Raw genomic sequence first — 24,990 nt, forward strand, 5'->3', positions numbered from 1 at the left:
AGTACAAAAGCACTATATTTTAGCGATCGCCTGTGCCAGTTGCGTAAGTCCTGACCTAGTCTTGATGACTTTATTATCCCTTCCTGATGTCCCCTTACTTCCTGACTTCCGTTTTCTGTAACAAACCTTCCCAGTTATTTATTTGTTTTGGAATAATCAAAACTGGGATGCACCCGCTTTGCACCAGAGGAAATTAAACAAATTGCAGTTAAAGCTTTAGAAATTATTGTATATCTGCAAAATCGGATTCCGCCGATAATTCATCGAGATATTAAACCGGAAAATATTTTGGTAGATGAGCAACTTAACGTCTATATAATTGACTTTGGTTTTGCTCGTGTTGGCAGCCAGGAAGTTGCAGCGAGTCGTGCATTTAGAGGTACTCCTGGCTTTATTCCACCTGAGCAAATGTTTAAACCAACAGACGCTACAGACTTGTAGTGAGTTCGACAGGATTGTGCTTCTTTTTGGTATTTACTCACTTATGGTTGGGTCTTGGAAAGATTATTCCAAACTAAAGTCAGGAGCCTTTGTGAGTGGGGCTTACAAAATCCCAAGGATTTGTTAGCTTTAATCTTGCTGCTAAATGGAAGCGTAAACGTTTGGGAGTTGCACCGGAGGAAGGTTGGTTTATTCTTACCAACTTAGATGATTTAGATTCAGTTATTAGAGCTTATAAACAACGTTTTGATATTGTTCGCCCTTGGCGTTCCCGAAGGGTAGAGATGTTTAGAGATTTTAAGAGCGGTGGTTATAACTTAGAAGATACTAATGTATCAAGACAAAGGCTAATTTATTTAATATTATTAATCTCACTTGCTTATACGGCTGCAACTATATCTGGTCAAAAAATTAAACGCATGGGTGTTCAAAAATATGTTGGACGAATTAAAGAATCCTTAAGGATTGTTCGACGACATAGTAGTTTTTATATTGGTCTTTATGGCGATAATTGGGTCAATTTCATGGAAAATTCTTATGAGTTAGTCGCTGAATTATTGAGATTCAGTCCTAATAAGCGTAAGTACTATCAGCAAGGAGAGAGGGCTATGAGGCTTATTCTATCTGCATCCTAGCACTTTTTGTAGCCCCGCAAGGACCCTTACACACAAGAATTTGCGGGATTTCATTTAGTAGATGGAGAATATCAACCTCTACAAGCAAGTGGACAAGGACATTTGTGGAGTCATCAGCTAGGGTTATATTTGGGAGTTTACGAAGGTTTATTACGGTTTTTTACGCGAGATGGGCAACTAGTACCAACACCGGAACAAAAAGCTGAACAGTTACAACAACTAGCAGAACAAGCCGAACAAAAAGCTGAACAGTTACAACAACTAGCAGAACAAGCCGAACAAAAGGCTGAACAGTCACAACAACTAGCAGAACAAGCCGAACAAAAGGCTGAACGTTTAGCAGCAAAACTGCGGGAGTTAAATATCGATCTAGATACAATTTAGACCAGAGCTATTTCATTTAGGATAGTGTTGCGCTAAAAATTCCTCAGCTTCAGTCTTATCTTTAATTATTCCATCCAAGGTAGCAGCAAGCATATCATCTAATATTTGTCGATATTGAGACCCTGGTTTGTAACCAAGTTTCTTTAAATCATTACCATTCAATAGTGGCTGCACATTAGTCCAAACAGTTAAATATTTCCAAATTTGATGTCTAAGCGATCGCGGAGTTTGCACAGCGATTAAAATCAGCATTGGTAAATCATACTGTCGCAACAACTGTACTACTTGACTGGGACTTTCACACTTAGGCAAAGATTCTATTACCTCAGATTGGGCAGAAGCCAAGTTTTGCAAGCGTTGAATGCCATCTTCTTGCAGTTGTAGATTCTTTGCAACTTTCGCCCGATATTGTGGTGTTAGATGGGCGATTAACGTTTCTAAACGCATTTCCCAATGGATGAGGGTTGTTTGCTGGTCAAATCGCCGCAAACAGCTTTCTAGCAAACGTAATTGTCGTAGGACTTCCACATCTAGCTTTAGGGTAGGATGGATACATTGCAATGCCCCTAAATTATCGAGTAACTGTAAAGCCGATTTCCAGTAGGGGGCTTCTAGGATGTGTTTTAATTCTGTTTTCAGTCGCGTTTGCAGGGCTGGAGTTCTGCTATTCTCTTGAGCAGTGCGATCGTAAACACCACTGTTGATTGCATAGCGGATAAACTCTTCAGTTTGCGGTTCTATCTGAAATCCGAAGCGCACGGCAAAGCGCACGCCACGATAAATGCGGGTAGGGTCTTCGATAAAGCTATTGGCGTGTAAAACCCGAATTTGTTTAGCTTGTAAATCTAGTAATCCACCAAAAAAATCGAGTAACTCACCAGTACGAGGGGAAGTCAGGCGCAAGGCGAGGGCGTTGATGGTAAAATCTCGGCGATACAAGTCTTGACGAATGGAACTCGCTTCAACTTCTGGATTTGCGGCTGGATAAGGATAGAATTCTGTTCTAGCGGTGGCAATATCTACCCACAGAGAATCTAATTCTGGGTCTTTGTGCCACAACAAGGCCGCAGTTTGAAAAGCCCCGTGGATTTCTAAGCGAGCCGTGGGGTAAAGTTGTTGGAGTGCCTTTGCTAATTCCACACCAGCACCGACATCTGCTGATTTATGAAAGCCATCAACCACAAGATCGATATCTTTAATCATCAAAGTGCCTGATGCTACTTCTGCTAATAGCAAATCCCGCACCCCACCACCCACTAGATAAAGATGCCAACCCCGTTTCTCTGCCTCTTGCGATGCTGTGGTGAGTAATTGCCATAATTGTGGAGCAAGGCGATTTTGCAACTCAGCGCTAAGAGGAATTTTGAATTTTGAATTTTGGATTTTGAATTTTTGCTCTCCTTCCTCATCTTCATCCCTTTCTTGATGTAATTCCCGTAAGACATCAGTACGGGTAACAATGCCCAGTAACTGCCCATTTTCCAATACTGGTAAGCGTCCGATATCATAAGTCACCATCACCGACTCAATTTCTGGCAATGTCGTATCTGGTGTAATTGTTTTGAGATTCTTGGTCATATAGCCCTTGACTGGCGCATGACTAAACCCGTGGTGTAAGGCGATATCAATATCCCGCCGTGAAATAATACCTACTAGTTGCCCTTGAGTATCGACTACAGATAAACCAGAGTGTCTATAGCGTAATAAAATGCGCTGGGCTTCGGCAATTGTGGTTTCGGGCAGAATTGTGCGGACAGGAGAAGACATCAAATCCCTAGCGGTGGGGGGATGGGGAATTTGCGCTTTTACCCCGTCAACGAGTTGTTTTAAGATTGCTTGCGAATCTACTTTGCGTAGGTTTAGCGATGCGGCTTGAGAATGACCGCCGCCGCCCAAGAGTTGGAATAATAGGTTAAGATTCGTTTTGGGAATTTGCGATCGCCCAATTACAGTTAACCGTGAATCCTCTGCACCTAAAGGATATTCATTAGCCAACAGTAGGGCATCAATTTCGGTTATTTCTACAAGTTCCGATGCCAGACTCGACAGCCCCGGCACAAAAGACTCGGTTTTTAGAGTTACCCAAGCAACCGTATATCCGCGTAGACAAAGATATTCTAAATTTTCCAACGCCTCAGTTAATAACTGCTGTAATTGCAAAGACAAGCCAGGGTCACGGTAAGTAGAAATTACTGATAAACTGGCACCTTGTTGCATCAACCAAGCCAAAGCTAAAGCATCCCGTGGTGTGGACTGGTCAAACGTTAAGGAGCCAGTGTCAACGTGGATACCCAAAGCCATCACAGTTGCTTCAGCAGAAGTGAGGGAAATTTGCTGTTGTTGCAATTGCTCCACGATGAGAGTTGTGGTAGCTCCTACTGAGTCAATATGCGATCGCGTGGCGGGAATATCTGATTCTTGTCCTAAGTGATGGTCATAAACTATAATCTCTTTTAAATTGGGTAAGTCTAACCACTCAGCAGCCTTACCCAAGCGATCGCGCTGTTGTGTATCCACCACAGTCAGAGAGCGAATTTTTTCTGGATTCACCGAACGGCGTTCAATCAGTGGATATTCATCCCGATGCAATGCTAAAAAATCCCGTACAGGAGGATGAGAGCCGCCAGTTAGCACAATCTTGCTTCCCGATAGTAGGCGCGTTAACCCTACTGCTGCTCCTAATGCGTCAAAATCAGCTGTTGTGTGGCAAAGAATTAAATCCATAGTTAAGAGTCATTAGTACTTATACGAAAGGACAAATGACTAAAATGTTGCAATTTCTGCTAGCTTAAAAATAATAAGAAAGTGTCAGTGTCGCCCTTTAGGATATTCTATCTTTAGTATTTCACTGTATTGGGAGAAGCAAAAATGACCATAATATTCCAATTTGCCTTGATAGGTCTAGTCTTGTTGTCTTTTGTCCTAGTCGTGGGCGTTCCAGTTGCTTACGCCACTCCCCAAAATTGGGGTGAATCTAAAAAACTGCTCTGGGTTGGTTCTGGGGTCTGGATTGCTTTGGTGTTTTTAGTTGGTTTGTTAAACTTTTTTGTCGTGTAGGCGACGGCTTCGCTCTGGCGCAGGCACATAATATAAGAACTAGAGGGGCAGAAAAGCCAAGGTCAAAGGTTAAGGGAAACAAGGGATTTTTTCTTTTTCCTACTAACTTTATTTTGATCGCGCTTTCCTGCTCCTCTACATTTAAATAAGAAATGTATATTGGCCAGAAGTATAGTTGATAAAGAGGCAATCATGGCAGTTTTCGAGGGAACTTTTACCCAAACGGAGCCTTTGCGGTTTGCAGTGGTGATTGGTCGATTCAATGACCTCGTTACCGGAAAGCTGCTAGAGGGATGTCAAGATTGTTTAAAACGCCACGGTGTAGACCCTAATCCCCAAGGTAATCAGGTGGACTATGTTTGGGTTCCGGGAAGTTTTGAGGTACCTTTAGTAGCTCGCCAATTAGCACTTTCCCATCGTTATGATGCTGTAATTTGTCTTGGCGCAGTCATTCGAGGACAAACACCCCATTTTGATTACGTATCCTCAGAGGTTTCTAAAGGCATTGCCGCCGCTAGCTTTCAAACTGGGGTGCCAGTCATTTTTGGCATTTTGACAGTAGATACTATGCAGCAAGCTCTAGAACGGGCAGGCATAAAAGGTAATCATGGCTGGGATTATGCCCTGAATGCCCTAGAAATGGCTAGCCTGATGCGACAACTGCGTTCTAACCTGGCAGAGCCATATTCACGTAATAGCCAGTCTTTGCCAGCCGCTTTTCCAAGTGCCAGCGTTGGCAATTTAACTTTGGAATCAGAAGAACTCGGCTAGTCCGTCATTAGTCATTTGTCCTTTGTTATTCACTAATGACCAATGACCAATGACTAATGACCAATGACCAATGACCAATGACTAAATAAAAGGGTTGACAATTAAGAATAAATCTGAGATATTGATATATGGCAATTGATTGCGGGTGTAGCTCAGTGGTAGAGCGTCACCTTGCCAAGGTGAATGTCGCGCGTTCGAATCGCGTCACCCGCTTCCAACTAAAACCTCTTGAATTTAAGAATTCCAAGAGGTTTAGTGTTTTTAGGGTGCGCTAAAGCATTTGTAGATTAGCTCTGCACCCTTGTAAAGCCCTTCAAGTGTTTACAGGTCAAGAAAACTAGCCACAATCTATATATTTAGACAAAGAGTTTCACACTACAATAGATATTTTAGTAATTCCTGCTCTGTAAACACTTGTAAACTCGAAGGAATAGATATTGGACATAATGCCGATCTAACCTTGAGAACTGATAGTAATATATAGTTACAGTGACCCAAAGAAAAATTAGCGGGTTTGTTGATGTGTGTTGTTTACGAGCGTAGCCTTCCCAAAGGATTTGCTTTAGGAGTGGTTGCCACCTATGCTTAAAATTGTACCAGGTGTGTCAGCATAATAAATCCCCAAAAACGCAACCACATTACCTTGAAAGCGACAGATGAAGAGAAGGAAATTTTTAAACAAGATCGCCAGCTACGGGGAAAAATTACAAATAGATAACTCCGTACTGATTTGGCAATTAGTAGAATACTTAAAGTTAGTTGCATCTACTGTTGGTAATCAGGGCAATGTTTGCATCACCTTTTTATGTATATAAAGACAGAAGCCTTTAAGGTGTTTACCAAGGCATTATATTCTCGTAGTTCGTGTAAAACACGCTCAAGTTATTAGAACGCTTGTGCAATCTCAAAAACCCGAAAAAATCGATTTCAATACCGAATACCCCTGTCCCTGTCGTCGCCGGGGTCAGTTAATTCCGATTACGCTAACAGAAGCATTTGGTTGCGATCGCTGTCAGCAAATCTTTGTTGTAGAAGATAATGGTCATGTCCTAGAACAGCTTTCCACCACCTATCCCTACAAACGGGCTTGGCGTTGGATGGGAAATAGTTGGCATGTTGTCCATCCCCGCTTGGGAGAAAGCTATTTGCCTATAGCGCTGGGCATTATTTTCGTGCTAGTGATTATATGGCTGCCTTTAGCACTGCGATTGGCAAATGGTTCCAGCATTATTGCTTGGGCAATGGTGGCGGTGCTATTGGCTATTTTACCAGCACTAATGGTCTGGCTTACCTACAGACGTTAACTCAATGACTGTTGAATTGGATGACCACCCCGAACCGATTACTAGTGCCCAACGAGCCTATCAAGCTTCCCTAAAGTTGGCGCTCACAAAGGGAGCAGACCGAAGTCGTGCAGTGTTGGCAATGGCAAAGGCGATTGAGCGCTCATTTGACGACATTCTAGAAGCCAATACCTTGGATTTAGAAGCCAGTCGGGAAATGGCGGTGCCTGAGCTGATATTGGACTGGCTGAAGCTGACTCCCACAAGGCTAGAGATGACAGTGGACATTTTGCAACGGTTGGGGGAATTATCAGATCCGCTGCGACGCGTTAGAACCGCTGATTATCAACTGGAAGATTCCCAAAGTTACACCCAGTTAATGCCTTTGGGAGTGATTGGATTTATTTATGAGGCGTTTCCCGATTTAGGGGCGATCGCAGCGGGTTTTTGTATCAAAACTGGCAATTGTATAATTCTCAAAGGCAGCACCGAAGCCAGCCATACCAACGCCGCTATCGCTGAGGCATTGCAAAATGCGATCGCAGAAGTTGGTCTAGCTCCGGGCTGTCTAGAAATGATCACAGCAGAACATGGTGCTTCAGTTCGGGATCTAGTTACCCAAGACCAGTACGTGAATTTAGTGATTCCCTACGGACGTTCTAGCTTAGTGCAGCAGGTAGTTAGACAGTCAACTTGCCCAGTTTTAAAGTCGGCGATGGGTAACTGTTACCTTTATTGGTCGCTGAATAGCAGCTTAGAAATGGTGCGCTGGATGATTCTTAATAGCCATCAAAGTGAACCCGATCAAGTTAACGCCATTGAAAAAGTACTAATTCATCGTCAAGCCTTGCCATCATCTTTAGCTGTATTGTGGAACAGCTTGATGGAAAAAGGCTTTGAAATTAAAGGGGATGCAGAACTAGTCCAAGCCTTTCCTCAGTTGCAGCTGGTGAAGGAAGGTGAATGGGGAAACCCTTATTTAACGAGGACAGTAGCTTTTAAACTAGTGGATAGCTTAGAGGGTGCGATCGCTTGGATTAATGAATACAGCAGTGGTCATGCTGACTCCATCGTTACTGAATCTTACCAGGAAAGTCGGCAGTTTGCCTTGGGAGTTAACAGTGCCTCTACCTACATCAACACTTCCCCGCGTTTTTCCCGCAACCCTTCGCGGGGAGATTCAGTATTTCTCGGTATGTCCAATCAAAAAGGTCATCGCCGAGGATTTATCAGCCTAGAAACTTTGACCACCGTTAAGCACATTGTTCAGGGAAATGGCAGATTTTAAATAATTCGTAATTTACATAATATAATCCTGAATTCGGAAGTAAAACTATCTCAAATCACCGTGAAAAATTAAATTCCCCACACCTCAACGGTGCTGTCTCCACTCCAAATAAATAGTCTTTGTCCATCTGAGCTAATTGCAAGACGAGTAATTAGCGATGAATGACTTGTGAGACTACAAAGTTCATGTCTTGTCCGAATGTTCCACACTTTAATGGTTCCATTTTCTTGACTACCACTAAGTAAAAAGCGTTGATCGCGGCTGACAGTAATTACAGGCATATACCCTGAAAGGCTTAAGGTGCAAATTACTTGTTGTGTTTGCCAATCCCATATTTCATAGTTTTGGTCAAAGCCTTGTTCTTCAGTTACTAAAACTTGCGAATTTGAATAGATAAAATTATGACCCAGATCGGACATATAAATATAGGAAATTATTCCTCCTATTTGTATATCCCACAATTCAAAAATTTCTCCGTCAACAGCATTTAAAAATGATTGACCATCTGGGCTAAAGGCAATATACCAAAACCAATCTGAGCGCCGATGTGTAGTGAAGATTTTTTCTTTTGTTTTTAGATCCCACACTTCAGCATAATCATTACAATTCCAAAGTCCTAAAACCCTATTGTTGGGTGCAATCGCGATTTGATCAAATTCCTTCGTTGCTTCTGGCTGGAATGTGCATATTACTTGTTGCGTTTGCATATTCCACACTTGAATTATGTTGTTATAATTACAAGTAACTAAGGTTTGCAACTCTTGGTTTATATCTACACAAGCTATACTGCGAACTTGATCTGTATACCTCTCAATAGTAAAAAGATACTCAAAAAATAAATAGGGGTTGTATTCCTGTAATGCCAGTTTAGCTCTTGGCTCTGTACTTTCCTGAAGTAGCCAATAAGCTGCTTCTTGAACATCAACCTCTGAGTTTTGTAAAGCTTCAATAATAAAGTCTAAGCCAGCTTCCCCATACTCAAAAGCATCTATAAGGGCATCAATTTTTTGTTCAACCTTTCCATACGCCAGCAATTGCCTAACTCTTTCAATCCCTCCCAAAACTGTATTGTTAACTGTCATAAATTCTTTACTACTTTGGTGGTGGGTCTAAATCTGCCACAAATTTCTTCTAGTTTCAATGCCCAATCCCCTAATTCAATTTTAAACTTAACAAAATCTTAATTTCTACTTGATCCTAGTTTGGTAGGTTCCTTGTGTTTGGTTGAGCAGCAATTAGGAAACAAGTCAAATCAAGCCAGTATTTGTGCTTTTCACAACTGACCCTCCTAAAATTTGCCAACTGTATTTACATCTGGGAAGGGGTGAATATGGAACTTATGGATGGTACACGCCTGCTAGCAAATCGGTGCAGACGGCGGGATTTTTTGTTGGGTGCAGGATTCTTAACGGGGTTAACGGTAGCTAGCCAATTGCATCCAGTATTGGCTACCTCAAGGTTTTCTAGCTATCCGTTCAGTCTTGGTGTTGCCTCTGGCGATCCTTTGCCGGATGGTGTTGTTATCTGGACACGACTGGCTCCCAATCCACTCTCTGGGGGTGGAATGCCAATCGTAAATGTCCCAGTGCGGTGGCAAGTCGCCCTCGATGAAAACATGAAACAGGTAGTGCGGCGAGGAACAGTACTAGCGACACCAGAGTTAGCACACTCAGTCCACGTTGATGTCCGTGGGCTAAACCCTGACCGTTGGTACTGGTATCAATTTCAAGTAAGTAAGGAAGTTAGCCCCATTGGACGGACTCGTACAGCACCAGCATCTTATAGCTATACCCAGCAACTGAACTTTGCTTTTGTCTCCTGTCAAGACTGGCAAAATGGCTACTATACGGCTTATCGGCATTTGGCTGAGGAAAATCTCGACCTTGTGGTTCATCTGGGTGATTACATCTACGAATACGGGCCACAGTCTGGTGGGCCCCGCCAGCATAACAGTCCAGAAATTATCACTCTTAAAGACTATCGCGATCGCCACGCCCTCTACAAAACTGACCCAAATCTTCAAGCTGCTCATGCGGCTTTTCCCTGGATTGTCACTTGGGACGATCATGAAGTTGACAACAACTACGCCAACTTAATTCCCGAAGACAACCAAACCCAAGAGGCTTTTAGAAAACGGCGAGCCAATGCTTACCAAGCTTACTACGAACACATGCCCTTACGTCAGTCTTCATTGCCCAAAGGCCCAGATGCGCTGCTTTATCGGCGGTTGACTTTCGGTAATTTAGTTGAGTTCAATGTGCTAGACACTAGGCAATACCGTACTAATCAACCTTGTGATGACGGACTTAAGCCTCGCTGTCCCCAAGCTTTTGATAAAAATGCTACGATGGCCGGCTCAGAGCAAGAGCAATGGCTACGAAAAGGGTTAGACCAATCGCGATCGCGCTGGAATGCGATCGCTCAACAGACCATGCTAGCCGAGTACAATTTTAATAGTAGTCCAGGTGTCGGTGTCTTCAATGTAGATCAATGGGACGGTTACGTGGCTGCACGTAATCGGCTTTTGAGTTTTCTCAACCAGCGCCAACCCTCTAATCCAGTGGTAATTAGTGGAGACATCCATTCTAGTTGGGTACACGACCTGAAGCTTGATTTCAATAACCCAAACTCACCGACGGTAGGTACTGAGTTCGTAGGAACTTCAATTACCTCTGACTTTCCCACCTCATTCATCGCCCCATCTCAAGCAGCCCTAACTAATAATCCCCATACTAAGTTCTTTGACGGTGCTTACCGAGGATACGTTCGCTGCAACCTGACTCCAAAACGCTGGCAAAGTGACTATCGCGTTGTATCAAGCATCGTTGATGTGAATGCCTCTGTGAAAACCCTAGCTTCCTTTGTAGTCCAGAACGGACAACCAGGGGCACATCTAAATTAAGGAAATCTCATAACCAATCAAACAAACCCTCCAGATTCTATTTGGAGGGTTTCAATATAGTATTAAATATGATTTCGACCATAACAATATCCTAATTCAGATATTTTTATCCCACATTTTGCGAATGTTCGGATATAGCAATGCTATCTGAGTTACCAAAACTGCAAAAGACTTAAAAAAAGCGGAGGATGTGAGAAATTCAGGTGGAGTGTAGACTATTCAAGTGGGAAGCGTAGGCATAGCCCGTCGTAGACATCGCCTGTTAAGGCTTATACTGAATCAATTTTACTATAGAGTTATTTTGGCATTTATTTGCAATACTTAACTGACTTCTAATTAACAAAAGTAAACATAGATTAAAAATAATAACTAACATCATAATTTATTAAGTTCATCAGACTAAATTGAGAGTATGCTGAATAGTTGAAGTCTAGTTGAAAATTTAAGTAACTAAGTGCAAATAAAGTTAAATATTTGTTTAGTTTTTTATCCTTTGCCATTTGTTTGAGTGTTAAATACTAAAAAATAAAGTTTATTTGTGCCAACTTACTAATTAGGTTGTCAAGCAAGGTGGTGAAAATCCGACCAGAGCCAAGTACCAACAGCGAAAACAAAAGTAAACTTCACAAAAATTACGTAAGATGATCAGAAGAATTTTGCTGGCTGTATCGGGATTGGGACACGCAGAAGAAATGCTCAAAACCCTGAAAGAAATCCCTTCAATTCAATCTGCAAAAGTTACGATTTTGCATGTTGTTCAAGCACAAAATGCTGCTACTACCATGACAACTAAATGGGAAAATGGGGGTAAAATTCTGGCGAATGCTATTCAAACTTTGAACTTAGATCCTAGCCAAGTTTCTTCAATTTTGCGTGAAGGCGATCCCAAAGATGTGGTTTGCCAAGTTGCTGATGAAATCGACGCTGACTTGATTATTATGGGTTCACGCGGACTGAAGCGGCTGCAATCGATTTTATCGAACTCAGTCAGTCAGTATGTTTTCCAACTATCTTCTCGCCCCATGTTGCTGGTAAAAGATGATATTTATGTTAAAAGAATTAAGCGCATTATGGTGGCAATAGACAATTCTGATTCAGCAAAAAATTGCTTGAAATTAGCACTGTTTTTACTCCGAGATATTCCAGGTGGCGAGTTAATTTTGGCAAATATTAGTACAGATTTTGGCGGTAAAAAATCAGAAATCACCCAGGTTAATTCCGACAAATATCCAGTTTTAGCAGCTGCTGTTGCAGAAGCTCAGAAACAAGGCATCCAATCTCGTTCTTATATCAGCAGTGGCAAACCTGGTGAAGAAATTTGTCGATTGGCAGAAGAGTTGAATATAGACTTATTATTGCTCGGTTCTCCAGATCGTCGTCCATCGATCGCTAAGAGTTTTGTTGATATAGATAGGCTCATCGGATCTTCCTTGTCTGACTATGTTCGAGTCAATGCCACTTGTCCGGTATTGTTGGCGCGGACGATCGCTTAAAGTCAACAGTGCTGAGTATAATAATTTAATAATTATTGTCATCGAATAGTAAAGTAAGACTTGTGTTTGTCTTTACTATTCAGCGCTAAGTTGCTGGTTGATAAATAAAAACCCCTACACTATTGGTGCAGGGGTTATTTATTTTATACACAAACTCTTAACTATCTTTTCCACCTTCGCGGCTAGCAGTTTGGATGTAAAGAATTAGTAAAAACACGGCAGGGACTAGTACGAACAAAATGCTCGCTATGAACCCCAGGTCATTAACTTGCATGGCAAGAAAACCTCTCTTGAATTTCCAGTCAACAACATTAGGATAGCATTATCGATGACAGAGTTATACCAATTCAAAATTCAAAACTTGTACTGAGCTTGTCGAAGTATTCAAAATGTCAGCGTAGCGTATCGTAGAGAGGAAGCTCAATTTTGGTAAGTATTTTGACTACTGACTGGATACATGACAGATTTGAGAACTTAAGGCTTCGTGACTACGCTGACTGAGCCATTGACTAAAGTTTGACAGGCAAGGCGGTAATTTTCTGGCTTTTTCTTGAATTTCCGGTTTTCTACGTCTGTGCGGGGGGAAAGATTTTCTAGTCCTTCGACTATCTCCACAACGCAAGTACCACACTGACCATTACCACCGCAATTGGTCATTTTACCAATAAATGTATATATATCAATGTCATTTTGTATCGCCTTGAGCCGGAGATTAGCACCATCTGCTACCACTACTTCTTTATTTTCTTTAACGAATTTGATATTACCCATAACTGATTCCTCCTTGACTATAAGCTTGGCTTTCAAGGCTTCATATTGACATAGCTTGATTAACATCTTATTTATTATCATAATTCATTGCAAAATATTAATAAATATTAACTTTCTCAAATACTACACTGCAAAAAAATAGGACAGGTAGTTTACCTGTCCTATAAATTGAAAAATAGATTAACTTATCTAAATCCCACAGCTGCTTGCCAAACGAAAGCAAGCAACAAGAAGAATACCGGGATGACTGGGAGAACGTCTACCAAAGGATCGAAGATTTGGTAAGCTTCTGGCAGTTTTGCTAATAAAAGTGCTGCTTCCATGTTTGTTTAAATCCACCTATCCAACACAGCTTTCATAATTGAGAGATATCTTAACATGGTTTGAGTCTCGATCATTGGTCAATAGTCATTTGTAATTTCACCCTCATCTGATGCTGATTCAGATGAGTTGAGCCAGTGACCAAATTCTGCAACAAAGCGATCGCTCAATATTGCTTCTCTAATTTTTTGCGTAAAGCGAATTAGTTCGGTAATGTTGTGAATGCTCAACAAGGTATAAGCCAAAATTTCTTGCGATCGCACTAAATGAGATATGTAAGCACGGCTAAAATTTTGACAAGTGTAGCATGGGCAAGTTTCATCTAATGGCGTAAAATCTTCACGAAACTTAGCATTTTTTAAATTCCAGCGTCCGCCTTGGACTATCGCTGTACCATGTCTTGCCCAACGGGTGGGAATGACGCAATCAAATAAATCTATACCAGATGCGATCGCGATCGCCATTTCCCGGTAAGTACCCACACCCATTAAGTAACGCGGCTTTTCGGGAGGTAAAAGGGGTGCTGTGACTTTGACAATCTCAGCCATCAATTCTGGCGGTTCTCCGACACTCACGCCACCAATGGCATATCCGGGCAAATCCAACTTAGCCAAAGCTTCCGCCGCACGGCAACGCAAATCCAAATACACGCCCCCTTGCACAATCCCAAACAACGCCTGATCGCTGCGTTGATGAGCTGTTATGCAGCGTTCTAACCAGCGGTAAGTGCGCTCAGTTGCAGTTTCTACCTCTTGGCGAGTCGCTGGGTAGGGCGGACACTCATCAAAGGCCATAATCACATCAGCGCCCAAAGTATTTTGAATCTCAATGGAGCGCTCTGGTGTTAAGTTAATAATTCGTCCATCGTGAGGCGAGCGAAAAGTTACGCCTTCTTCAGTAATTTTTCGCATCTCGCTTAAGCTGAAGACCTGAAACCCACCCGAATCTGTGAGCATTGGGCCGTTCCAACCCATAAATTTATGCAATCCACCACCCCCAGCCACGATCGCTTCCCCTGGTTGTAGGTGAAGATGATAAGTATTAGATAAAATCATTTGCGCTCCAGTATCTCGGAGCTGAGATGGAGTAATAGTTTTGACATTTGCCAGTGTTCCCACTGGCATAAATCTGGGGGTTTCTACAAGACCGTGAGGAGTGAAAAATACTCCTGCTCTAGCTTTGGTTTGACTACAGCAAGCAAGACATTGAAAAGAAAAATTCGCACTCATGCCATTTGGAATTTTAGATTTTAGATTTTGGATTGTGAAACACTAATAGGTAAAGAGTTTCAGAAATCCATAACTAGTACAACGCAGCAGAAATAAACCTATCATTTAATTACAGCCAGAAAGCCCAAAATCAAAGCTTTTTGACTTCCGCCTTGCTGTACTAGCAGCCATAAAACCAAATGGTATTAGGGCAAAATTAATATTATTTGGCTAAATTATGACCAAACATCAAAATTGGTAATTGAGTTTTAGCGAACACTTAAGCATTCATTACTAACTTAGTTACCAACTTTACGAGTATATACTCTAAATAATTGTTATTTAGAAAGAATCAGAACAGTCATCGTCAATTTCTGCATCCCACCTGGCTGAGAGTACTTGTTCCATCATCGCTTCTATGGCGCTGACATTGAAGCTTCGCTCTCGTCGCTCTTGTAAAGGTGTCGATCGGGGAATTAACCGCAGACACACTCCTTCTTGCATCAAATCGAAGTAGGTTTCTTGTTGCGACGACTGTTTTAGTTCCAAGTAATCAAAACTACAAACATTCAGATATAGCGCGCGGTTAGCTACTAAGGTAGACCTTTGCGGATTGGCAAAAACTTCCATCACATCCCCTTCACCCTCGCTCAGTACCTTATCTTCTTGGGTGTAGATGTAGTGGACTCGACCTAAATCTGCCAGCAATCGCCGGATGTCGAGCTTATTCACAATGATGCCCGTGTTAATAATGCACGGAGCTGGTATCCTGGTGTCGGGTAGATGGTGACTCATAGGAAAATTGCGATTGAGCTAAGGAGAGCAACAACATAGCTAAACTGTCATAATTGAATAGCTTGTTTACTCCCTACATTTAAAAAAATATCAATTTTATGGGGCAATCGTCTAATAATTTGGAGTAAGTTTTTAGTTAACGAATACAAAACACAAATTTTGCTCCTTAATGAAATTTTAACTTCCTAAGTTAATCGTTTTTGTATAAAAAAATACTCAAAACTATTTATTTACCACTTAGACCAGCATAACAAAATTTTCAACGACAATGTTTAATGGAAGTAAATCTTATTTAAAGTTTTAAAGTCTACTGATGTCGGTCATACCGAAATTATGACTATTATCCAGCAATTTACCAAAAATTAATGTAATTCAGATGACGAAACAGCAACAGTGGTGGAAAAAGCTGCTGTTAAAGCTGGCAGCCAGTATCATATTTTACACAACAATTCCACTGCCGTATTTAAACGGATTGGACTTTCGGGGAGTGGCACTTCTTGCTTCGCTTGTCGGGCTGATAATTGGGGGAATTTTAGGGTTTCTGGATACGGGGATGGATTATATTGGTATGCCCGTGTTAACTCGTAGTGCTTTGGTAGTAAGTGTTTGGATTGCCATAACTGGAGGATTACACTTAGATGGGGCAATGGATACTGCCGATGGTTTAGCAGTGGGCGACCCAGATCGGCGACTGGAGGTAATGGCAGATAGTGCTACAGGAGCCTTTGGAGCAATGGCTGCGATCGCCTTAGTGATACTGAAAATAACAGCTTTGACGGATATGCCAGAAAACCGTTGCTTGTTGCTGATGGCTGCTTGTGGCTGGGGACGTTGGGGACAGCAACTAGCGATCGCCCGATATCCTTATCTGAAAGCAACTGGTAAAGGCGCGCTTCACAAACAAGCCATTCGTTCTTACAAAGATTTGTTACCGGGATTGTTGTTGTTGTCTAGTTTGAGTGGTTTACTTTGGCTAATAGATAAACAACAGCTATTTCTCGCACTGACAATCATAGTTGTTGGAAGTGCGATCGCCACTTTAACTGGCGCATGGTTCAACCACAAACTAGGCGGACACACAGGAGATACCTACGGCGCAGTTGTTGAGTGGACTGAAGCCTTATTTCTCTGCGCATTGACCGCTGTAGGAAGTTAGGAGTGAGGAGTGAAAAGTGAGGAGTTAAAAATCCAAATCCAAACTCCAAACTCCAAACTCCTAACTCCTAACTCTATTTAATCGGTTGCAACTTTGTCACTTTGAGTTTAAAAGCCCCAACCCCAGTTTCTCCAAAAGACCGGACGCGAATAACATAATTCCCTGTCTCTACGATGCGAGTAAATAGTAAGGAATTGCTACTACCATCAGGGCCATCATCATTTTCTGCCAGAGTTGAACCATCAGGTGCCAGCAGTGTGATGATGCTGTCAAAGTTTTCTGATGACAGGTCAACTGCTAAATTATCACCTTTCTGTAACTTCACTGTATAATCACGGGCAAACCCACCTTGACCGGTGGGAATGTCTTTGTCTGAGAGGCGATCGTCAATTTCAGTACTGTTAGATAAAGGTATTGGACTATACAATTTATTTTGAGCAAAAGCTGCACTCGTACTAATGCTTATTGCCAGCAATGTGGCAGGAATGATGATGAGTTGTTTTAAACCTGCCGCAAAAACTTTATTCATACATTTCAAGCAATTTTTCTACAAAAATAGGGTAATTCGATCAATGTTATGCATTTATCTGTCAAAGCTTGCCCATTACTTCTTAATTTATCCGTCTTTGACAGCAGTGGCTACAGCTACTAATCCTAAGACCACAATTCCATACTGACGAAGTGTTTGCACAGCAGACCTGGCAGTAGCACCAGTAGTATAAATGTCGTCCACTAACAGCACTGGGACATTTGGAGGACGATGGCGAAATTCTTGCCCAATAGCAAAAGCTTGGTTCAAGTTTTTTTCTCGTTTAGATACCGACAAACCAAACTGCGCTTCAGTTTCCCGCACTCTTGCTAAACCGTTTAGTTTCAATTTTAATCCGGTTATTTCACAGAAACTTTGTGCTATCAGTGCGGCTTGATTGTATTTACGTTGCTTTTGTTTGCTAGCGTGGAGTGGGATAGGAACTACTACAGGCTGGCTATCCCGCCTCGGTGAATTTAACAACCATGCTTCCCCTAACCATTGACCCAAAGGACGAGCTATTTGGGGTTGATTTTCGTATTTCATCGCTGCGATCGCTCGTTTCACCGGGCCACCATATTCCCCCCAGCCAAACACAGGTATAGGCTCTTGCCATAGAGAAATCGGGTCTTTACGTTGACATTTTTGCAGTTGTCTGGTGCAGTTCTGACAGAATTCTTGGGAAGTTGCGCGTTGACATAGAGGGCAATGGGATTGGAGAAAAAGATTGAGTAAGCCTGTGAGATTTTTAATCCAAGCGTGCATTTAGAATTGTCCTTTGTCATTGGTCATTAGTCATTAGTCTTTGACCAATGACTTAACATACACGCGATCGCATCTTGTTGTTTCTACTCCTGTTGCTGGAGTGTAGCCATTGCTTTCATACAGCTTGACTGCTTCCACCAAAACACTGGCGGTTTCAATCCAAATTTGTTGAAAACCACGCTTTGCGATCGCTGCTTCTAGCTGTTGTAACAAATATTTCCCTAATCCTAAACCCCTGATGCTGGGTAAAAGATACATTTTGCGGATTTCTACAGCTTTTTCGCCTCGGTGTATGGGGTAGTATGCTCCAGTACCTACTAACTGACTTTGGTGTTCAATTACCCAAAACTCTCCCCCAGTAGCCAAATAACATTCCTCGACTCGCAGCACATCTTGGTCAGCACCCTTGGGTTCCCAAGCCAGACCGTATTCTGATAATACATAACTGATGACTTCAGCGGCTCTTGTGCGATCGCTTTTCACCCAATCACGAATTAAAAAATCTTGATAATAGTTTTTCATTACCATTTGCTGGTCAAGTTTACCCAGAAAAATTTTCCGCATCTATATCCCAATTTACTCAGCAAATAGCAATTCTTGCAGAGTTCATTTCCGCCTGTACTCTCAAGGCGTAAATTGTGCCAGTATTGAGAAAAGTCATCTTTAACAAATAAATCGGCTCTACATCTACCTATCTCATCAATGCACAACCAAGTGTATTCTTGCCAACTATTACTGATTGACAAATTGTTTATGACCTTAACCCGTCAAGAATTGTACATAACAGCAACTCTATTGTGCGATTTATTACATTCCGTTTCCCGAACATGGTGAGGTCACGTCGCTTCTCTACGAGACGTCAAGGGCGATCGCTCCGAATTCAAAATTCTTGTATTATTGATCCCCATACTTCGACAAGCTCAGTAACCATAAATAAATTTATGGGCTTGTATCCTTTTTGTTTTCGGTAACTTGATGATGTATTTCCTCAATACCCGTATAAGCCGGAATTTGCTTTTTGTCAGTAACTATGAGATATTTTGTTGGAGATTAAAAATACTGTATTCCTATATATTTACTGAGCTGAGAATTCCTACTAAGTAGCCAGGTGTATAAACTTTTTGAGATGAATTTAAGTTTTTTTAGAAAGTATCCACTGTTGTTTGTCATTATCATTTTCTTTGGGCTTTTTTTCAGTAGTACAGTTGTTGCTGCCCAGAACTCTGGATCGGTAAAATTAGTAAATCCCCAAGCTATTACGAGGGCAGAACAACAACGACCTGTAGATAAATTACTAAAATTGATCCAGCAGCGATTGTTAATTGCACATGATGTAGCCCGTTGGAAATGGAATCAAAAACGTCCGATTGAGGATCTAAAGCGCGAACAAGAGTTACTATTAAAGGTTAGACAACAAGCTACAACCCATAGTCTAGAACCCGATAGAGTTACAGCATTTTTTCAAGCACAAATAGAAGCAGGAAAAATCATCCAAACCGCTGATTTTCAAAACTGGCAAAAGCAAGGCATTAAATCTTTTGCTAACGTGCCAGACTTAAACCAGACATTGCGACCATCGTTAGATAAATTAAACACAGAATTTCTCTTTGCTTTAACAGAACTGACTTTTGTTCTAGGTTGCCCACAGATACAGGAATTAATTCAGTCACGTTCCCAAGTGATTATTCAGGGAGATGGTATTGATCGGCAAGTGCAGAACCTAGCAATTTCACCGCTGCTGCAATTTAAAAGCGCTTCTTGCAAAGTGGTTTCCTTCCCTAAATGAAATACCTGCTGCGTCTCTGCAAAAAGATGTTCGATCTCTGCCTTTTTTGCAACATTTGCCTGTACTGCGTGCGATCGCCTTACCGCCCTCGCTGAGAATCTCGGCGACAACGCGATCGGCTCCTTCTTTGCTAGATGAATAGTTGACGACAACTGCTGCACCTTCGGCTGCCAGATGTTTGGCAATAGAGGCACCAATTCCTTTGGATGCACCCGTAACGACTGCAATTTTTCCTTCTAGTTTTTTCATGATTATGAGTGCCGTAGTTGTTGAGTTTGAAAAAGTTGTCAGAAACGGGTTGCGAAAAAACGAGAACGCACCCATTCGGATCTTGGCTATCTAGAACATCGAAGCAAAACACCAATTGGCATCTAGGTTTTGTGGCAAGGATTGACTTTTCACAGTATTTGGAAAATCTTTTATATTAAACAGGACTTACGCAACAGAATTTAATAAATAAATAAGAGGGGTAAAGGGTTGATAATAGTTGCCCACCATACGAGCAATAGCTTTTTATCCTTTCCCTTGCCCCTTACCGTTCCTGATAAATAACTGATGATACACTTCCTGCTCCTGCCTTCTTGTATTAAGGCAATGTTGCTTCAGAAATGCTCAAAGTTTTGTTGGCGTCGGCTTTCGAGGACTCATTTCCTGGGATGGATGCAGTTATCTCCCCAGTGGCGCTGTCGTTTATCCCGCTACCAGGACGCAAGGCACTTAAAGCAGTCTTAATCACAACAGCTGTAGGTACTGCCACAATTACACCCAACAGTCCGCCAATTCTTGCCCCTGTTAAGACCGAAATTAAAATCCAAACTGGATTTAAACCAGTAAAACTGCCTAAAATTCGGGGGGCAATTAAGTTTTCGAGAATTTGCTGTACAATTACCGCTGCGATCAACACTCTCACACCCATTGAAAAATCTTGCAACGCTACCAACAGTGTAGTCATTGCAATGCCTACAGAACCGCCAAAGGGGACAAGAGCCATTAGACCAATAGTTAGTCCGAATAGCAATCCAAATGGCACTTTCAGCCACAAAAAGGTAGGAATAAGGGCTGAAGCCATACAGGTAGATAAAATCAACTGGGTGATGAAGAAATTTTGGAAGCTTAGGCGGACTGTTTTAGAGAAAGGCTCGCGAAATTTATTAGGTAGCCATTCGACTAAACTTTCCCAGAGTTCACCCCCATGCTGTAAAAGATAAAAAGTCAAAACCATCGTCAAGAGAATATCTAGCAGACTAGTAACTGTGAGTACAGCTAGATTTAAAACTTGTCCGGCGATCGCTTGTAATTGTCCTTTGACGCGATCGTTGATTTGCACCACCAGAGCATCGAGGTTAATCGGTAAGCCAAAAGTCTCAGCTTTTCCGTTTAAGATCATTAACTGAGAGCGTCCAGAGTCGATTAAATCTGGCAAACGCGCCACCAGTTGTTGTGCTTGGGTAAGAGCCAAGGGAAAAAGTGTCACACCCAACGCCAATAAAATCGATAAAGCCAAGAGAAATACTAAAATAGCAACTTGCTCTCGCCTAGCACCATGATGCTCCATCCAGCTCACGGGGTAGTTGAGCAGAAATGCTAGCACTGAGGCTCCGACTAAAATGACTATGAGAGAATGGAAATAATTGAAAAATACCGAAATTGCCCAACCATTGATAACTAGCAGCGGAGCGAATAGCGCGATCGCCCCGATTCGCGCTATTGGAGTAAATGTTTGCCACCAGTCGAGTAGCTTACGTGTCTGCATTTTGAGCTGATTGCGGAATAGAACTAGATGAAATTTTTCTTTACAGCTTATTATCTCTAACTATATGAGTCTTATTCATCCTTCTAGTTTAGGAGTTAGACTAACCCCAATGAAGAATTTTGAACCAAAAGAGAATGGGGAGCGGGGGAGCGGGGGAGCGGGGGAGCAGGGGAGCGGGGGAGCAGAGGAGCAGAGGAGCAGGGGAGCAAAGGAGCAGGGGGAGAATAATAATGCCCCATCTCCAATGCCCAAAACACAGCTGCTTTTACATTTAGTTCCGATCGTCGGCTTTTTTCCATCCTTGTGGGCTCTCTATCGGGGCCAGGGTAATCGGGAACAACTTGCTATTAGTCGTCTGTCTATTACTTTGGCACTTACTTGGTTGTTGAGTTATCTATTATTAGCTACCGGAGCAGCAACTTCAGATTTTTTTCCGCTACGTCTATTTATCCTTAATAGCTTTCTCACTTCAGGTTACTTTTTAGTAAGTATTTGGTTGATTTTGCGCCTAATGCAAGGCAAATCTAGTCGTTTACCAGGGTTTAGTAATTTAGCTGAACGAGTGCTTGGGAAGTATTTATCTTAATTTTTTAAGGTGACAAATTGTCGGTGTTTTTACTGAATTTTGGAAAATTTCTGGCTGATTTATCTATATATCTAGTCAAATCCAGTTTATTATTGCCATACTTCAGTAAAACATCTCCAGGTTGTCCCAAAAAAAGAATAAATGCTGCTATAAGTGTTGTGGTTGACACTACATTAAAAAAGTTAGCACCGATAATTAAGAGTTAGCTATTATGGGTTGATTTGTTTGGGTGTTTTTAGTCTGCAAAATTACTGAATTTGATTAGTGAGTAAGTGTGAGGAAGTCTGTGACCATTCAAAGAAGTTCGGCGGAAGAAAACCAGTCGGGAAAAGCCTCAAAGTCCAATAAAAAAATTCCCCAAAACTCGACATCAGGACGTTGGCTGTGGTTTTGGGTAGGTATGAGTGGTATTGCGATGGTATCTGCAACAGCGGGGGCGCTTTTAGCAGTGTCTTTAACCAGTACGCCTTTGCAACAAGCGCAGCTAACTCCAAAGGATGAGGCGGCCTTTGATAGCGATCGCATTTCTGGAGGTGTGCTGCGATTTTCAGAATTAACTCGTCCAGTAAATCTTTTGGTGATGGGAATGAGTGTACTTCCCCCAGATATCCAAAACCCTCCTGAAGAAACCAAAAATCTCAAATACCTGCCCCAAGTCAACTCTTTTGATGGTCTTTCTGATGTGATGCTCTTGGTCAAATTCGATCCAGAGACGAAAAAAATAAATATGCTCTCCATTCCCAGAGATACCCGCACACAAATAGAGGGGTATGGAGTAAAAAAAATTAATGCTGCCAACGTTGAAGGCGGGCCAGCTTTGACTGCCAGAACTGTCAGTAATCTCTTAGGAGGAGCGGGAATCGATCGCTATATCCGAATTAACGTTTTGGGAGTTGCCAAGCTGATTGATGCTTTGGGTGGCGTGACTGTTTACGTCCCTAAAGATATGAAATATCAAGATGATTCTCAGCATTTATACATCAATTTGAAGGCTGGTAAGCAGCATCTCAACGGCGAGCAGACACTGCAATTGCTGCGTTTTCGCCATGACGAACTCGGTGATATTGGCCGGATTCAGCGCCAGCAAATGGTCATGCGTGCTTTGATGGATCAAACACTCAACCCAGCTACTGTTGCTCAATTACCTAAAGTTCTTGATGTCGTGAAAGATCACATTGATACTAACTTGACGGTTGAAGAGTTAGTGGCGCTAATGGGTTTTGGGGTGCGGACAAATCGCTCTAATATGCAAATGTTAATGCTGCCAGGTCGCTTTAGCGAGAAAGGCGAGTATGATGCTAGCTATTGGTTGCCCAACAAAGATGGGATTGCAAAACTGATGGCTCAACACTTTGGTTTGGAGTCAGAACAGGAACAGCTGGCAACTACAACTAACCCCCGCTCTTTGCGTGTAGCAATTCAAGATAGTACAGGTGGCGATCGCTCTAACTTGCAACCATTAATTAGAGCCTTAGAAAAATCTGGATATCGCAATATCTATGTGGCCAAGGCATGGGGCGAACCTCTAGACGTAACTCATATTGTCGCCCAACAGGGAGACGGTGACAGTGCCGAGTCAATTCGCAGCACTTTGGGATTTGGCGAAGTGCGCGTGGAAAGCACTGGCAACCTTGGCTCAGATATCAGTATCCAAGTAGGTAAAGATTGGTTGGAACAAAAATCTATTTTGGAGAAGTCGTTGACACCCTAAATGGTATATCTGCTGACACTGAATGTATTACCTGGCTAAGTTCTTGGAGTTTAGCTGCTATTACACCATTGGTTAATAATTCTTCTGCTTTAGCTAAACCCTCTGCCATATCTGAACAAATACCACTCCGCCATAGATAAAATCCGCCATTCCACAAGGCTGTTTGCATCAATTCACCTGGTTTACCTGCCAAAACCTCTTGAATATCCGCCACCAGTTCTTCAGTAGTTCCAAGGGGTACGTTCTTGGTAGTAAAGCCGTAATCGCGCGGTACGAGGTGCAATCGTTCTACCTCTTGGGGTGCTACGGATGAAGATAAGCTGATGATTGCAGTGCGATCGCGCGGTAAGTCGCAACTACCTTCCAATCCTTTGACTAATGTAAATTTTGTCACTCCTCGCAGTCCTAAAGCTATCTGAAACATCCCTTCTGTCGGCGGATGGACAAACCCAGCAATTACGTGAGCATCCCCAGCATAAGGACACCAAATTAGCTCCATTGTCGCCAACGGCGGACGTTTGCCAAGTTGGTCGCGGTACTCCCAAATACTTGTAGTTAAGGGAAAATGCTGAGGTAGATAAATAAAGCCGATTCCGGTTTGCTCAAACACTTGTTGAGTTTGTGCTAGGGGTAAAGTAGTCCAATCGACTCCTAAACCCTGCCAAATATCTATCAGCGGTAAGCCGTACTTCGTTGGTAGGCGATCGCCACCATGCATTACCACTGGTTGTCCAACTGCGGCAAGTAATAAAGCTGTGACAGGACTAATTGGTGCTGTGCGTGTCCTACCATCGTATGGTATGCCAAGAGCGATCGCTGGTCGTCCAGAGGCTATGGGTTGCAATTTTGGCCCCAGTTCCTCATAAGCATCCAACATTCCAGCTAACTCTTCTCCCGTTGGACGCTTGATTCGATGAGCAATCAAAAACGCCCCAATTTGGGCTGGTGTCGCTTCACCCAACAGCATCATTTTAGTAGCGGTGGCTGCTTGGGCGCGAGTTAAATTCTCGGCTGTGTGGTTTCCGCTGCCTACTTTTTGTAGAAATTCCCGAAATACATTGCTCATTTTTCCTTTGTCCTCTGTCCACCGTCATGTGTCCATTGTCCTTTGTCTTTCGTGATAACCGAAAATGACTCATGACCGAATATTGGATTTTGGATTTAATAAAGAAATGCGAGTTCGACTAACTAAAAATAGCAGGATATTGAGCAGGTAAGTCTTGCGGTAGATATCAAGAAATGGTTGTTAAAGCAAATAAGTATAAGCAGTCAATCAATTTACGATGTTTGGATTAACCTCTCCTTATAAATAAGAGGCTTAAATATTGAAAATTTTTTGTTTTTTTTCTCCGTGA

23 protein-coding genes, 1 tRNA gene and 3 pseudogenes are annotated in these 24,990 nt (G+C 42.2%); 14 read left to right on the top strand and 13 right to left on the bottom strand.

Going from position 1 to position 24,990, the window contains the following annotated elements; genetic code table 11:
• Positions 1-177 precede the first annotated feature (177 nt).
• From ACM0OX_RS24315 to ACM0OX_RS24325, 3 pseudogenes are all read left to right on the top strand, one after another.
• A pseudogene (locus tag ACM0OX_RS24315) lies at positions 178-438 on the top strand (protein kinase domain-containing protein); the annotation flags it as partial.
• A 98-nt stretch (positions 439-536) separates the two neighbouring features.
• Positions 537-1,076, top strand: a pseudogene (locus ACM0OX_RS24320) (IS4 family transposase); the annotation flags it as partial.
• A gap of 21 nt (positions 1,077-1,097) precedes the next feature.
• A pseudogene (locus ACM0OX_RS24325) lies at positions 1,098-1,460 on the top strand (alanine-zipper protein); the annotation flags it as partial.
• Positions 1,461-1,472: 12 nt separating this feature from the next.
• Here ACM0OX_RS24325 and ACM0OX_RS24330 read toward each other — a convergent pair.
• Positions 1,473-4,184 carry a CBS domain-containing protein gene (locus tag ACM0OX_RS24330; RefSeq protein WP_414517532.1) on the bottom strand — a complete coding sequence of 904 codons (2,712 nt, stop codon included), beginning with the start codon at positions 4,182-4,184 and terminating at the stop codon, positions 1,473-1,475.
• A 144-nt stretch (positions 4,185-4,328) separates the two neighbouring features.
• Between ACM0OX_RS24330 and psbZ the strand changes: the two genes are divergently transcribed.
• The 5 genes from psbZ (at position 4,329) to ACM0OX_RS24355 (ending at position 7,859) form a co-directional block, all read left to right on the top strand.
• Positions 4,329-4,517 (top strand): photosystem II reaction center protein PsbZ, encoded by a 189-nt coding sequence (psbZ, locus tag ACM0OX_RS24335; protein WP_289799468.1) that lies wholly within the window; start codon positions 4,329-4,331, stop codon positions 4,515-4,517.
• 192 nt (positions 4,518-4,709) lie between these two features.
• Entirely contained in the window at positions 4,710-5,288 is a 579-nt protein-coding gene (ribH, locus tag ACM0OX_RS24340) for a 6,7-dimethyl-8-ribityllumazine synthase (protein WP_289799467.1), read from the top strand.
• Between the two features lie 141 nt (positions 5,289-5,429).
• Positions 5,430-5,501, top strand: a tRNA-Gly gene (locus ACM0OX_RS24345).
• A 683-nt stretch (positions 5,502-6,184) separates the two neighbouring features.
• On the top strand, positions 6,185-6,592 hold the full coding sequence (locus ACM0OX_RS24350) for a hypothetical protein (RefSeq protein WP_094348002.1): 408 nt from the start codon (positions 6,185-6,187) through the stop codon (positions 6,590-6,592).
• A 4-nt stretch (positions 6,593-6,596) separates the two neighbouring features.
• Complete coding sequence (locus ACM0OX_RS24355; RefSeq protein WP_414517533.1) at positions 6,597-7,859, top strand: glutamate-5-semialdehyde dehydrogenase; 1,263 nt, start codon at positions 6,597-6,599, stop codon at positions 7,857-7,859.
• Between the two features lie 68 nt (positions 7,860-7,927).
• Here ACM0OX_RS24355 and ACM0OX_RS24360 read toward each other — a convergent pair whose 3' ends face one another.
• Positions 7,928-8,941 (bottom strand): WD40 repeat domain-containing protein, encoded by a 1,014-nt coding sequence (locus tag ACM0OX_RS24360; protein ID WP_414517534.1) that lies wholly within the window; start codon positions 8,939-8,941, stop codon positions 7,928-7,930.
• 248 nt (positions 8,942-9,189) lie between these two features.
• Here ACM0OX_RS24360 and ACM0OX_RS24365 point away from each other — a divergent pair, with 248 nt between their 5' ends.
• Positions 9,190-10,761 carry an alkaline phosphatase D family protein gene (locus tag ACM0OX_RS24365; protein ID WP_414517535.1) on the top strand — a complete coding sequence of 524 codons (1,572 nt, stop codon included), beginning with the start codon at positions 9,190-9,192 and terminating at the stop codon, positions 10,759-10,761.
• A gap of 641 nt (positions 10,762-11,402) precedes the next feature.
• Entirely contained in the window at positions 11,403-12,254 is an 852-nt protein-coding gene (locus tag ACM0OX_RS24370) for a universal stress protein (RefSeq protein WP_335187077.1), read from the top strand.
• Between the two features lie 157 nt (positions 12,255-12,411).
• On the opposite strand, the gene psbM is transcribed toward ACM0OX_RS24370, so the two are convergent.
• From psbM to ACM0OX_RS24395, 5 genes are all read right to left on the bottom strand, one after another.
• Complete coding sequence (psbM, locus tag ACM0OX_RS24375; protein WP_084227279.1) at positions 12,412-12,528, bottom strand: photosystem II reaction center protein PsbM; 117 nt, start codon at positions 12,526-12,528, stop codon at positions 12,412-12,414.
• A gap of 200 nt (positions 12,529-12,728) precedes the next feature.
• Positions 12,729-13,025, bottom strand: coding sequence for a 2Fe-2S iron-sulfur cluster-binding protein (locus tag ACM0OX_RS24380; protein ID WP_414517536.1), 297 nt, complete (start codon positions 13,023-13,025; stop codon positions 12,729-12,731).
• A 185-nt stretch (positions 13,026-13,210) separates the two neighbouring features.
• The gene (locus tag ACM0OX_RS24385) at positions 13,211-13,348 is read right to left on the bottom strand and encodes a photosystem II reaction center protein K (RefSeq protein WP_006195022.1); all 138 of its coding nucleotides are present in this window, start codon (positions 13,346-13,348) and stop codon (positions 13,211-13,213) included.
• Positions 13,349-13,426: 78 nt separating this feature from the next.
• Entirely contained in the window at positions 13,427-14,575 is a 1,149-nt protein-coding gene (gene tgt / locus ACM0OX_RS24390; protein WP_334844242.1) for a tRNA guanosine(34) transglycosylase Tgt, read from the bottom strand.
• A 321-nt stretch (positions 14,576-14,896) separates the two neighbouring features.
• A complete protein-coding gene (locus ACM0OX_RS24395) occupies positions 14,897-15,349 on the bottom strand; it encodes a hypothetical protein (protein ID WP_094347994.1) in 453 nt (150 codons plus the stop codon).
• Positions 15,350-15,725: 376 nt separating this feature from the next.
• Here ACM0OX_RS24395 and cobS point away from each other — a divergent pair, with 376 nt between their 5' ends.
• A complete protein-coding gene (gene cobS / locus ACM0OX_RS24400; protein WP_414517537.1) occupies positions 15,726-16,505 on the top strand; it encodes an adenosylcobinamide-GDP ribazoletransferase in 780 nt (259 codons plus the stop codon).
• 73 nt (positions 16,506-16,578) lie between these two features.
• Here cobS and ACM0OX_RS24405 read toward each other — a convergent pair whose 3' ends face one another.
• The 3 genes from ACM0OX_RS24405 to ACM0OX_RS24415 form a co-directional block, all read right to left on the bottom strand.
• Positions 16,579-17,034, bottom strand: a complete 456-nt coding sequence (locus ACM0OX_RS24405) for a PPC domain-containing protein (protein ID WP_322693809.1) — start codon at positions 17,032-17,034, stop codon at positions 16,579-16,581.
• Between the two features lie 87 nt (positions 17,035-17,121).
• Positions 17,122-17,799 carry a ComF family protein gene (locus ACM0OX_RS24410; RefSeq protein WP_414517538.1) on the bottom strand — a complete coding sequence of 226 codons (678 nt, stop codon included), beginning with the start codon at positions 17,797-17,799 and terminating at the stop codon, positions 17,122-17,124.
• Between the two features lie 33 nt (positions 17,800-17,832).
• Positions 17,833-18,321 (bottom strand): GNAT family N-acetyltransferase, encoded by a 489-nt coding sequence (locus tag ACM0OX_RS24415; protein WP_194045000.1) that lies wholly within the window; start codon positions 18,319-18,321, stop codon positions 17,833-17,835.
• A gap of 604 nt (positions 18,322-18,925) precedes the next feature.
• Between ACM0OX_RS24415 and aroQ the strand changes: the two genes are divergently transcribed.
• Positions 18,926-19,585, top strand: coding sequence for a gamma subclass chorismate mutase AroQ (aroQ, locus tag ACM0OX_RS24420; protein ID WP_414517539.1), 660 nt, complete (start codon positions 18,926-18,928; stop codon positions 19,583-19,585).
• Here aroQ and ACM0OX_RS24425 read toward each other — a convergent pair.
• Together ACM0OX_RS24425 and ACM0OX_RS24430 are read right to left on the bottom strand one after the other, a co-directional pair.
• The gene (locus ACM0OX_RS24425) at positions 19,529-19,834 is read right to left on the bottom strand and encodes an SDR family NAD(P)-dependent oxidoreductase (RefSeq protein ID WP_414517540.1); all 306 of its coding nucleotides are present in this window, start codon (positions 19,832-19,834) and stop codon (positions 19,529-19,531) included. The genes aroQ and ACM0OX_RS24425 overlap by 57 nt on opposite strands.
• 337 nt (positions 19,835-20,171) lie before the next feature.
• Positions 20,172-21,338, bottom strand: coding sequence for an AI-2E family transporter (locus tag ACM0OX_RS24430; RefSeq protein ID WP_414517541.1), 1,167 nt, complete (start codon positions 21,336-21,338; stop codon positions 20,172-20,174).
• A 244-nt stretch (positions 21,339-21,582) separates the two neighbouring features.
• On the opposite strand from ACM0OX_RS24430, the gene ACM0OX_RS24435 reads away from it, so the two are divergent.
• Together ACM0OX_RS24435 and ACM0OX_RS24440 are read left to right on the top strand one after the other, a co-directional pair.
• Positions 21,583-21,924 carry a hypothetical protein gene (locus tag ACM0OX_RS24435; protein ID WP_414517553.1) on the top strand — a complete coding sequence of 114 codons (342 nt, stop codon included), beginning with the start codon at positions 21,583-21,585 and terminating at the stop codon, positions 21,922-21,924.
• Positions 21,925-22,210: 286 nt separating this feature from the next.
• Positions 22,211-23,635, top strand: coding sequence for an LCP family protein (locus ACM0OX_RS24440; protein WP_414517542.1), 1,425 nt, complete (start codon positions 22,211-22,213; stop codon positions 23,633-23,635).
• Here ACM0OX_RS24440 and ACM0OX_RS24445 read toward each other — a convergent pair.
• Entirely contained in the window at positions 23,607-24,701 is a 1,095-nt protein-coding gene (locus tag ACM0OX_RS24445; protein WP_414517543.1) for an anthranilate phosphoribosyltransferase family protein, read from the bottom strand. The genes ACM0OX_RS24440 and ACM0OX_RS24445 overlap by 29 nt on opposite strands.
• Between the last annotated feature and the right edge of the window lie 289 nt (positions 24,702-24,990).

Source organism: Nostoc sp. PCC 9305 (assembly GCF_963920915.1).
In the GTDB taxonomy this organism is placed as follows: domain Bacteria; phylum Cyanobacteriota; class Cyanobacteriia; order Cyanobacteriales; family Nostocaceae; genus Nostoc.

What these genes read in the sequence shown, in the direction of transcription:
- ACM0OX_RS24330 (WP_414517532.1), bottom strand. Translation starts at nt 4,184, where the DNA reads ATGGATTTAATTCTTTGCCACACAACAGCTGATTTTGACGCATTAGGA.
- psbZ (WP_289799468.1), top strand. Translation starts at nt 4,329, where the DNA reads ATGACCATAATATTCCAATTTGCCTTGATAGGTCTAGTCTTGTTGTCT.
- ribH (WP_289799467.1), top strand. Translation starts at nt 4,710, where the DNA reads ATGGCAGTTTTCGAGGGAACTTTTACCCAAACGGAGCCTTTGCGGTTT.
- ACM0OX_RS24355 (WP_414517533.1), top strand. Translation starts at nt 6,597, where the DNA reads ATGACTGTTGAATTGGATGACCACCCCGAACCGATTACTAGTGCCCAA.
- ACM0OX_RS24360 (WP_414517534.1), bottom strand. Translation starts at nt 8,941, where the DNA reads ATGACAGTTAACAATACAGTTTTGGGAGGGATTGAAAGAGTTAGGCAA.
- ACM0OX_RS24365 (WP_414517535.1), top strand. Translation starts at nt 9,190, where the DNA reads ATGGAACTTATGGATGGTACACGCCTGCTAGCAAATCGGTGCAGACGG.
- ACM0OX_RS24370 (WP_335187077.1), top strand. Translation starts at nt 11,403, where the DNA reads ATGATCAGAAGAATTTTGCTGGCTGTATCGGGATTGGGACACGCAGAA.
- psbM (WP_084227279.1), bottom strand. Translation starts at nt 12,528, where the DNA reads ATGCAAGTTAATGACCTGGGGTTCATAGCGAGCATTTTGTTCGTACTA.
- ACM0OX_RS24380 (WP_414517536.1), bottom strand. Translation starts at nt 13,025, where the DNA reads ATGGGTAATATCAAATTCGTTAAAGAAAATAAAGAAGTAGTGGTAGCA.
- ACM0OX_RS24385 (WP_006195022.1), bottom strand. Translation starts at nt 13,348, where the DNA reads ATGGAAGCAGCACTTTTATTAGCAAAACTGCCAGAAGCTTACCAAATC.
- tgt (WP_334844242.1), bottom strand. Translation starts at nt 14,575, where the DNA reads ATGAGTGCGAATTTTTCTTTTCAATGTCTTGCTTGCTGTAGTCAAACC.
- ACM0OX_RS24395 (WP_094347994.1), bottom strand. Translation starts at nt 15,349, where the DNA reads ATGAGTCACCATCTACCCGACACCAGGATACCAGCTCCGTGCATTATT.
- cobS (WP_414517537.1), top strand. Translation starts at nt 15,726, where the DNA reads ATGACGAAACAGCAACAGTGGTGGAAAAAGCTGCTGTTAAAGCTGGCA.
- ACM0OX_RS24405 (WP_322693809.1), bottom strand. Translation starts at nt 17,034, where the DNA reads ATGAATAAAGTTTTTGCGGCAGGTTTAAAACAACTCATCATCATTCCT.
- ACM0OX_RS24410 (WP_414517538.1), bottom strand. Translation starts at nt 17,799, where the DNA reads ATGCACGCTTGGATTAAAAATCTCACAGGCTTACTCAATCTTTTTCTC.
- ACM0OX_RS24415 (WP_194045000.1), bottom strand. Translation starts at nt 18,321, where the DNA reads ATGAAAAACTATTATCAAGATTTTTTAATTCGTGATTGGGTGAAAAGC.
- aroQ (WP_414517539.1), top strand. Translation starts at nt 18,926, where the DNA reads ATGAATTTAAGTTTTTTTAGAAAGTATCCACTGTTGTTTGTCATTATC.
- ACM0OX_RS24425 (WP_414517540.1), bottom strand. Translation starts at nt 19,834, where the DNA reads ATGAAAAAACTAGAAGGAAAAATTGCAGTCGTTACGGGTGCATCCAAA.
- ACM0OX_RS24430 (WP_414517541.1), bottom strand. Translation starts at nt 21,338, where the DNA reads ATGCAGACACGTAAGCTACTCGACTGGTGGCAAACATTTACTCCAATA.
- ACM0OX_RS24435 (WP_414517553.1), top strand. Translation starts at nt 21,583, where the DNA reads ATGCCCAAAACACAGCTGCTTTTACATTTAGTTCCGATCGTCGGCTTT.
- ACM0OX_RS24445 (WP_414517543.1), bottom strand. Translation starts at nt 24,701, where the DNA reads ATGAGCAATGTATTTCGGGAATTTCTACAAAAAGTAGGCAGCGGAAAC.